Annotated in this window: 7 protein-coding genes; 2 read left to right on the forward strand and 5 right to left on the reverse strand. The window is 59.8% G+C overall.

Annotation, left to right across the window (positions count from 1 at the left end; translation table 11 throughout):
- Nucleotides 1–7: 7 nt before the first annotated feature.
- The 5 genes from J2Y83_RS29515 to J2Y83_RS29535 form a co-directional block, all read right to left on the reverse strand.
- Nucleotides 8–1501 carry an acetyl-CoA hydrolase/transferase family protein gene (locus J2Y83_RS29515; RefSeq protein ID WP_253400317.1) on the reverse strand — a complete coding sequence of 498 codons (1494 nt, stop codon included), beginning with the start codon at nucleotides 1499–1501 and terminating at the stop codon, nucleotides 8–10.
- Between the two features lie 179 nt (nucleotides 1502–1680).
- Entirely contained in the window at nucleotides 1681–3117 is a 1437-nt protein-coding gene (locus tag J2Y83_RS29520) for an NAD(P)(+) transhydrogenase (Re/Si-specific) subunit beta (RefSeq protein ID WP_253400318.1), read from the reverse strand.
- Entirely contained in the window at nucleotides 3117–3437 is a 321-nt protein-coding gene (locus J2Y83_RS29525; protein WP_003220416.1) for an NAD(P) transhydrogenase subunit alpha, read from the reverse strand. The genes J2Y83_RS29520 and J2Y83_RS29525 overlap by 1 nt, the downstream gene beginning before the upstream one ends.
- Nucleotides 3438–3452: 15 nt before the next feature.
- Nucleotides 3453–4574 carry a Re/Si-specific NAD(P)(+) transhydrogenase subunit alpha gene (locus tag J2Y83_RS29530; protein ID WP_247403133.1) on the reverse strand — a complete coding sequence of 374 codons (1122 nt, stop codon included), beginning with the start codon at nucleotides 4572–4574 and terminating at the stop codon, nucleotides 3453–3455.
- 452 nt (nucleotides 4575–5026) lie between these two features.
- Entirely contained in the window at nucleotides 5027–5926 is a 900-nt protein-coding gene (locus J2Y83_RS29535; RefSeq protein WP_247403137.1) for a LysR family transcriptional regulator, read from the reverse strand.
- Nucleotides 5927–6083: 157 nt separating this feature from the next.
- On the opposite strand from J2Y83_RS29535, the gene J2Y83_RS29540 reads away from it, so the two are divergent.
- The gene (locus J2Y83_RS29540) at nucleotides 6084–7265 is read left to right on the forward strand and encodes an acyl-CoA dehydrogenase (RefSeq protein ID WP_247403140.1); all 1182 of its coding nucleotides are present in this window, start codon (nucleotides 6084–6086) and stop codon (nucleotides 7263–7265) included.
- Between the two features lie 13 nt (nucleotides 7266–7278).
- Nucleotides 7279–8499, forward strand: a complete 1221-nt coding sequence (locus J2Y83_RS29545) for a CaiB/BaiF CoA transferase family protein (RefSeq protein WP_253400319.1) — start codon at nucleotides 7279–7281, stop codon at nucleotides 8497–8499.
- Nucleotides 8500–8601 lie beyond the last annotated feature (102 nt).

Raw genomic sequence — 8601 nt, forward strand, 5'->3', positions numbered from 1 at the left:
GTATCGATCAATCCTTGAGCATGTGCCCGGTTTCTTCCAGGTTAATGTGCCAGCTCAGGGCTTCGCGCAGGATGTGCGGGGTGTGGCCACCAATCGCACAAGCGGCGTCGAAGTACTTGTTCAGCGCGTCGCGGTAGGCTGGGTGCACACAGTTGTCGATGATCACCCGTGCGCGCTCCCGTGGCGCCAGGCCACGCAGGTCGGCGAGGCCCACTTCGGTCACCAGGATGTCGACGTCATGCTCGGTGTGGTCGACGTGGCTGACCATTGGCACCACGCTGGAAATCGCCCCGGCCTTGGCAATCGATTTGGTTACGAAGATCGCCAGGTGCGCGTTACGAGCGAAGTCGCCCGAGCCGCCAATCCCGTTCATCATCCGTGTCCCGCACACGTGCGTGGAGTTGACGTTGCCGTAGATGTCGAACTCCAGCGCGGTGTTGATCGCGATGATGCCCAGGCGGCGAACCACTTCCGGGTGGTTGGAGATTTCCTGCGGGCGCAGCACCAGTTTGTCCTTGTAGTGCTCCAGGTTGCCGAACACGTTGCTGTTGCGACGCTCCGACAGGGTGATCGAACTGCCGGAGGCGAAACTCAGCTTGCCGGCGTCAATCAGGTCGAACGTCGAGTCCTGCAGCACTTCCGAATACATGGTCAGGTCTTCGAACGGCGAATCGATCAAGCCACACATCACGGCGTTGGCGATGTTGCCGATCCCGGCCTGCAGCGGGCCGAGCTTGTTGGTCATACGGCCGGCGTCCACTTCCTGCTTGAGGAAGTTGATCAGGTGGCTGGCGATGCCTTGGGTTTCGGCGTCCGGCGGCGTCACCGTGGAAGGTGAGTCGGGCTTGTTGGTGATCACGATGGCGACGATCTTCTCCGGCGGAATCGGGATCGCGGTGCTGCCAATGCGGTCGTCGACTTTTACCAGCGGGATCGGCGTGCGCGTCGGCCGATAGGTCGGGATGTAGATGTCGTGCAGACCTTCCAGGTTCGGGTTGTGCGCCATGTTGATCTCGACGATCACTTGCTTGGCGAAAATCGCGAAACTGGCCGAGTTGCCCACGGAAGTGGTCGGCACGATATGGCCTTGTTCGGTGATCGCGACGGCTTCGATCACGGCAATGTCAGGCAGCTTGAGCTGGTTGTTGCGCAGTTGCTCGACGGTTTCCGACAAATGCTGGTCGATGAACATCACTTCGCCGGCGTTGATCGCCTTGCGCAGGGTGCTGTCGACCTGGAACGGCATGCGTCGCGACAGCACGCCGGCTTCGGTCAGTTGCTTGTCGAGGTCGTTGCCCAGGCTTGCGCCGGTCATCAGGGTGATTTTCAGCGGCGACGTCTTGGCACGTTCGGCCAGGGCTTGAGGCACGGCCTTGGCTTCACCGGCACGGGTGAAGCCGCTCATGCCGACGGTCATGCCGTCCTCAATCAGTGCGGCGGCATCAGCCGCGCTCATGACCTTGTTCAACAGCGAAGGCAAGCGGATACGATCACGGTACATGGATTGTTATCTCGAGATACGGAGGCAAGGTGTGCAGTTTAGTGATTTCAAAAAATTTCGGCCCGCTACCATGGTCGAATGCCGGGCAGCGATTTAGGGCCTTTGGTCGGTTTTCATGCTGCAATAAAAAACCCTAGCCTACTGGAGGCCAGGGTTTCGGGTATTGCGCTGGCGCAGTGTTATTCGACAGCCTTGACCATGTCTTCGATAACTTTCTTGGCGTCGCCGAAGACCATCATGGTTTTGTCCAGGTAGAACAGCTCGTTGTCCAGGCCGGCATAGCCGCTGGCCATCGAGCGCTTGTTGACGATGATGGTCTTGGCCTTGAACGCTTCGAGGATCGGCATGCCGGCAATCGGCGAGTGCGGGTCGTTCTTGGCGGCCGGGTTGACCACGTCGTTCGCGCCGAGCACCAGTACTACGTCAGCCTGGCCGAATTCGGAGTTGATGTCTTCCATCTCGAACACCTGGTCGTAAGGTACTTCGGCCTCGGCCAGCAGCACGTTCATGTGTCCGGGCATACGGCCGGCCACCGGGTGGATCGCGTACTTGACGGTCACGCCGCGGTGGGTCAGCTTTTCGGTCAACTCCTTGAGTGCGTGCTGTGCGCGTGCCACCGCCAGGCCATAGCCCGGCACGATGATCACGGTATCGGCGTTGGTCAGCAGGAACGTGGCGTCGTCGGCCGAGCCGGACTTCACCGGGCGCGCTTCTTTCGAACCGGCCGCAGCTCCGGTATCCGGCGCATTGCCGAAACCGCCGAGCAGCACATTAAAGAAGGAGCGGTTCATCGCCTTACACATGATGTACGACAGAATCGCGCCGCTTGAGCCCACCAGGGAGCCGGCGATGATCAGCATCGAGTTGTTCAGCGAGAAGCCGATCCCTGCCGCTGCCCAGCCGGAGTAGCTGTTGAGCATCGACACCACCACCGGCATATCGGCGCCGCCGATCGGGATGATGATCAGCACGCCCAGCACAAACGCCAGCGCCAGCATCAGCGCGAAGGCGCTGAGGTTGCCGGTGAACATGAAGGTCAGGCCAAGCCCCAGCGTGGTCAGGCCGAGCACCAGGTTCAGTTTGTGCTGGCCGGCGAACTGTACCGGTGCGCCTTGGAACAGACGGAACTTGTACTTGCCCGACAGCTTGCCGAAGGCGATCACCGAACCGGAGAAGGTGATGGCGCCGATAGCGGCGCCGAGGAACAGCTCCAGGCGATTACCTGCGGGGATCGAGTCGCCCAAGTTTTTGACGATGCCCAACGATTGCGGCTCGACCACGGCGGCAATGGCGATAAACACCGCTGCCAGGCCGATCATGCTGTGCATGAAGGCGACCAGTTCCGGCATCTTGGTCATTTCCACGCGCTTGGCCATGATCGAACCGGCGGTGCCGCCGATCAGCAGGCCAACGATCACGTAGCCAATGCCGGCGGTGGCAAGCTCAGCGCCCAGCTTATAGATGAGGCCCACGGTGGTCAGTACCGCCAGCGCCATGCCGAGCATGCCGAACAGGTTGCCGCGTCGCGAAGTGGTTGGGTGCGACAGGCCTTTGAGGGCCTGGATGAAACAGATCGACGCAATCAGGTAGAGCGTCGTCACGAGATTCATGCTCATTACTTCGGCGCCTCTTCTTTTGCTTTCGGGGCTTTCTTCTTGAACATCTCAAGCATCCGACGGGTCACCAGGAAACCGCCGAACACGTTGACCGCTGCCAGCGCCACGGCCAGGGTGCCCATGGTCTTGCCCAGCGGAGTCACGGTCAGTGCGGCGGCCAGCATTGCGCCGACGATCACGATCGCCGAGATCGCGTTGGTCACGGCCATCAGTGGTGTGTGCAGTGCGGGGGTAACGTTCCAGACCACGTGGTAACCGACATAAATCGCCAGCACAAAGATGATCAGGTTGTAGATACCGGGGGAGATAAGCTCTTCCATCGTCTGAATCCCTGCTTAGGCGTTTTTGCGGATGACTTGGCCGTCGCGGCACATCAGGCACGCGGCGACGATGTCGTCTTCGAGGTTGATTTCAAACTGCCCTTCCTTGTTGAAGACCAGCTTCAGGAAGTCCAGCAGGTTGCGCGCATACAGGGCCGATGCGTCAGCGGCGACGGCACCTGCCAGGTTGGTCGGGCCGCAAATGATCACGCCGTTTTCCACTACCACCTGATCGGCGACAGTCAGCGGGCAGTTGCCACCTTGAGCGGCGGCGAGGTCGATCACCACCGAGCCGGGCTTCATCTGTGCAACCGTGTCGGCGCTGAGCAGGGTCGGGGCCTTGCGGCCCGGGATCAGGGCGGTGGTGATGACGATGTCGGCCTGCTTGGCGCGTTCGTGGACGGCCAGAGCCTGGCGTTGCATCCAACTGGTTGGCATCGGGCGCGCATAACCGCCGACGCCGACGGCGCATTCACGCTCTTCGTCGGTTTCGTAGGGCACGTCGACGAACTTGGCGCCGAGGGATTCGATCTGCTCCTTCACGGCCGGGCGCACGTCAGACGCTTCGATCACAGCCCCCAGGCGTTTCGCCGTGGCGATGGCCTGCAGGCCCGCAACACCAGCGCCGAGGATCAGCACGCGCGCGGCTTTTACCGTACCGGCGGCAGTCATCAGCATCGGCATGAAGCGTGGGTAGTGATGGGCGGCCAGCAACACGGCCTTGTAACCGGCGATGTTGGCCTGGGACGACAGCACGTCGAGGCTCTGGGCCCGCGAAGTACGCGGCGCGGCTTCGAGCGCGAAGGCAGTGATGCCCCGCTCGGCCAGCTTGGCGATGGTTTCGTTGCTGAACGGATTGAGCATGCCCACCAACACGGTGCCGCTTTTGATCAGCGTCAGTTCGCTGTCGCTGGGAGCCACCACTTTTAGGATCAGCTCGGCGCCGAATGCATCGCTGGCGCTGCCTATGGTTGCACCTGCCGTTTCATAGGCACTGTCGACGATGCTGGCTTTGATGCCCGCCCCGCTTTGTACAGTGACCTTATGGCCCTGGCCGATCAGCTTCTTGATGGTTTCCGGGGTGGCAGCCACCCGCGTTTCACCGGTCTGGGTTTCGAGAGGAACACCAATGTGCACGTCAAATCTCCTGCATGATCTTTTTGCTTTTGATCTTATTGTAAAAAGGCCAGCGCACCGTGAGTGGCACATCTGGGGCGGCCGATCAGCACGATCCCGCTGAAATGACAGCGGGGCGCGGCATTTTGCAGGCGAACTTTACGGCCTTCAAGGGATTATGACGGGTGACGAAAAATTAACTACAAGTCACCCTGTGACTGATTGCCGCAATGCTTTTAAATAACCCATTTAAATACAGATACTTAACCTGACTACTCTGGATTTTCGTGGTTTCGCAATCGCCGTTGTGAATAGTCGGGCATTGGCCGGTAATAGTCGCTACAAGCCATGAGGGTTATGGCTTTGAGCCATATTTTCGTCGAGCAGGTACAGTTTTCTTAAATGCGACATTTACGGATATCTGTAGTATTTGATGTTATCTGACTACATAGTCCATAAGTGGCGTTTGGTCCTTAGATTCCTGGGCTGTAGCGCTGCGACTGGTCGATCAGCCAATCCCTGAAGGCGTGCAGGGATGCGGATTCGACTTTTCTGTCAGGAATCATCAAGTAATACGCCTTCGAGTTGCTCAGCGCTTCGGGGCTTGCGATTACCAGTTGGTGCTCGTTCAGTTCGCGCTGGATGAGGAACGGTGGAATCAGCGCAATGCCCATGTCATGCATGGCCGCCTGGGACAACATCGAGAATAGCTCGTAACGGGGGCCTGTCATGTCGCGAGGTATGTTCAGTTGTTGCGCGTTGAACCACTGGCGCCAGGCATAGGGCCGCGTGGTTTGCTGCAGCAATGGCAGTTCGGCGATTTCCTGGGGGCTGAAGTGTGTGCGGCTGCCGAGTAAGCGCGGGCTGCACACGGGGACGGGGTTTTCTCCCATCAGCCGGTGGGACTCGGTACCGGACCAGTCGGCATCGCCGAAATAGATCGCGGCGTCGAATTCGGTGTCGGCAAACAGGAAGGGGCGCGTGCGGTTGGTGAGGTTGACCGTGACTTCCGGGTGCTGGCGCTGAAAGTCCTTGAGGCGAGGGATCAGCCATTGGGTGCCAAAGGTCGGCACCACCGCCAGCTCGATGACGTTCGCGCCCTGCTGGCCCATGACCGACAAGGTGTCGCGTTCCACCGCGTCCAATTGCGTGGCGACGCGACGGCTATACGACAGGCCCGCTTCCGTCAGCTTGACCCCGCGCCGCGAGCGGCGAAACAGCTCGACACTTAAAAACTCCTCAAGGCTGGCGATCTGTCGGCAAATGGCGCCTTGAGTGATGGAAAGCTCCTGCGCAGCCTTGGTAAAGCTCTCGTGGCGGGCCGCAGCTTCAAAGCTGATAAGGGCGGTGGTGCTGGGGATTTTTCTGCGCATGTACCTTGTCCTCACATATAAGGCGCATTTGCGCCCTTCTCGGCTATTACGGAGTGAGAAATTAGCACAAGCCTATGCAAAAACCTCGTTTGCCCTCTGCGCTTGCCGGGCCTAGTCTGCATCCACGACTTCTGATTTTCTTTGCGAGGACTTATTCATGGCTGGCAAGGCAAGCTTCAACTGGATCGATCCGCTGCTGCTGGATCAACAGCTCACCGAAGAAGAGCGCATGGTGCGCGACAGTGCTGAGCAATTCGCCCAGGACAAGTTGGCGCCAAGGGTGCTCGAAGCCTTCCGCCATGAAAAGACCGACCCTGCGATCTTCCGCGAGATGGGTGAGACCGGCTTGTTGGGCGCGATGATTCCCGAGCAGTACGGCGGCAGTGGCCTGAATTATGTCTGCTATGGGTTGATTGCGCGTGAGGTCGAGCGAGTCGACTCCGGCTATCGCTCGATGATGAGTGTGCAGTCGTCACTGGTCATGGTACCGATCAATGAGTTCGGCACCGAAGCGCAAAAACAGAAATACCTGCCGAAACTGGCGTCGGGTGAGTGGATCGGTTGCTTCGGTCTGACCGAGCCTGACCACGGGTCCGACCCAGGCGCGATGATTACCCGGGCGCGCAAGGTGGATGGCGGCTACAGCCTGACCGGCGCCAAGATGTGGATCACCAACAGCCCGATCGCCGATGTGTTCGTGGTGTGGGGCAAGGATGATGCCGGTGATATCCGCGGCTTTGTCCTGGAGAAAGGCTGGAAAGGCCTGAGCGCTCCGGCGATTCACGGCAAGGTCGGCCTGCGGGCTTCCATTACCGGCGAGATCGTCATGGACAACGTGTTCGTGCCCGACGAGAACATCTTCCCGGATGTGCGTGGCTTGAAAGGCCCCTTCACCTGCCTTAACTCCGCTCGGTACGGGATCTCCTGGGGTGCGCTGGGTGCTGCCGAGTTCTGCTGGCACACCGCTCGCCAATACACCCTTGATCGTCATCAGTTCGGTCGGCCATTGGCGGCGACCCAACTCATCCAGAAGAAGCTCGCGGACATGCAGACCGAGATCACTCTGGCCCTGCAAGGCTGCCTGCGCCTGGGGCGGATGAAGGATGAAGGCACTGCGGCGGTGGAAATTACTTCGATCATGAAGCGCAATTCCTGCGGCAAGTCGCTGGATATCGCACGCATGGCGCGGGATATGCTGGGCGGCAACGGTATCTCCGATGAGTTCGGGGTGGCGCGTCACCTGGTAAACCTGGAGGTGGTGAACACCTATGAAGGTACCCACGATGTACACGCCTTGATTCTGGGGCGTGCGCAAACCGGTCTTCAGGCGTTCTATTAATAGGAGCACGGGCATGGGCGCGCTTTCGCATCTGCGGGTACTGGATTTGTCGCGAGTACTGGCGGGCCCCTGGGCCGGGCAGATTCTCGCGGATCTTGGGGCTGAAGTGATCAAGGTCGAGCGGCCGGGTAATGGTGACGACACGCGTGCCTGGGGGCCACCCTTCCTCAAGGACGCTTATGGCGAGAACACCAGTGAGGCGGCGTATTACCTGTCCGCCAACCGCAACAAAGAGTCGGTGACCATCGACTTCACGCAGCCGGAGGGGCAGAAGCTGGTGCGTGACCTGGCGGCGAAGTCCGACATCCTGATCGAGAATTTCAAGGTGGGCGGCCTGGCGGCGTATGGGTTGGACTATGCGTCGCTCAAGGAGGCCAACCCGGCGTTGATCTATTGCTCTATCACCGGGTTTGGCCAGACGGGACCTTATGCGGCTCGTGCGGGCTACGACTTCATGATCCAGGGGTTGGGCGGACTCATGAGCCTGACGGGGCGACCGGAAGGTGATGAGGGCGCGGGGCCGGTGAAAGTGGGGGTGGCGTTGACTGACATCCTCACGGGGCTCTATTCAACGGTGGCGATCCTGGCGGCGCTGGCTCATCGCGAGCGTGACGGCGGCGGGCAACATATTGATATGGCGCTGCTGGATGTGCAGGTGGCTTGCCTGGCCAACCAGGCGATGAACTACCTGACGACAGGCGTGCCGCCAAAGCGCTTGGGTAATGCGCATCCGAATATCGTGCCTTATCAGGATTTCCCTACGGCCGATGGCGATTTCATCCTGACGGTGGGGAATGATGGGCAGTTCCGTAAGTTCGCGGAGGTGGCGGGTCAGCCGCAATGGGCGGATGACCCGCGTTTCGCGACCAATAAGGTGCGGGTGGCCAATCGTGCGGAACTGATTCCCTTGATCCGCCAGGCGACGGTGTTCAAGACGACGGCCGAGTGGGTATCGCAGTTGGAGCGAGTCGGCGTGCCGTGTGGGCCGATCAATGATCTGGCACAGGTGTTCGCGGATGCCCAGGTCAAGGCGCGCGGGCTGGCGATTGAGTTACCTCATGCGCTGGCGGGGATGGTGCCTCAGGTTGCCAGTCCCATCCGGTTATCCAAGACCCCCGTGGAGTACCGCAGTGCGCCTCCTCTATTGGGTGAGCATACGGTCAGGGTGTTGCAGGAAGTACTGGGGTTGCTGCCGGCGAATGTGGCCGCTTTAAAAGAGGCTGGGGTTATCTGAGTCCTCTCTTCTATATAGAGAGCGGTGAAGGGCTCTATATAGAAGAAAGTTGGTGATTTTTTAGCCAATCCTAACTAATGGTTAAATAAGCAAAATTAAGGG

The organism is Pseudomonas marginalis (assembly GCF_024169655.1).
Classification (GTDB): Bacteria; Pseudomonadota; Gammaproteobacteria; order Pseudomonadales; family Pseudomonadaceae; genus Aquipseudomonas; species Aquipseudomonas paraveronii.

What these genes read in the sequence shown, in the direction of transcription:
- J2Y83_RS29540 (WP_247403140.1), top strand. Translation starts at nt 6,084, where the DNA reads ATGGCTGGCAAGGCAAGCTTCAACTGGATCGATCCGCTGCTGCTGGAT.
- J2Y83_RS29525 (WP_003220416.1), bottom strand. Translation starts at nt 3,437, where the DNA reads ATGGAAGAGCTTATCTCCCCCGGTATCTACAACCTGATCATCTTTGTG.
- J2Y83_RS29515 (WP_253400317.1), bottom strand. Translation starts at nt 1,501, where the DNA reads ATGTACCGTGATCGTATCCGCTTGCCTTCGCTGTTGAACAAGGTCATG.
- J2Y83_RS29545 (WP_253400319.1), top strand. Translation starts at nt 7,279, where the DNA reads ATGGGCGCGCTTTCGCATCTGCGGGTACTGGATTTGTCGCGAGTACTG.
- J2Y83_RS29520 (WP_253400318.1), bottom strand. Translation starts at nt 3,117, where the DNA reads ATGAGCATGAATCTCGTGACGACGCTCTACCTGATTGCGTCGATCTGT.
- J2Y83_RS29535 (WP_247403137.1), bottom strand. Translation starts at nt 5,926, where the DNA reads ATGCGCAGAAAAATCCCCAGCACCACCGCCCTTATCAGCTTTGAAGCT.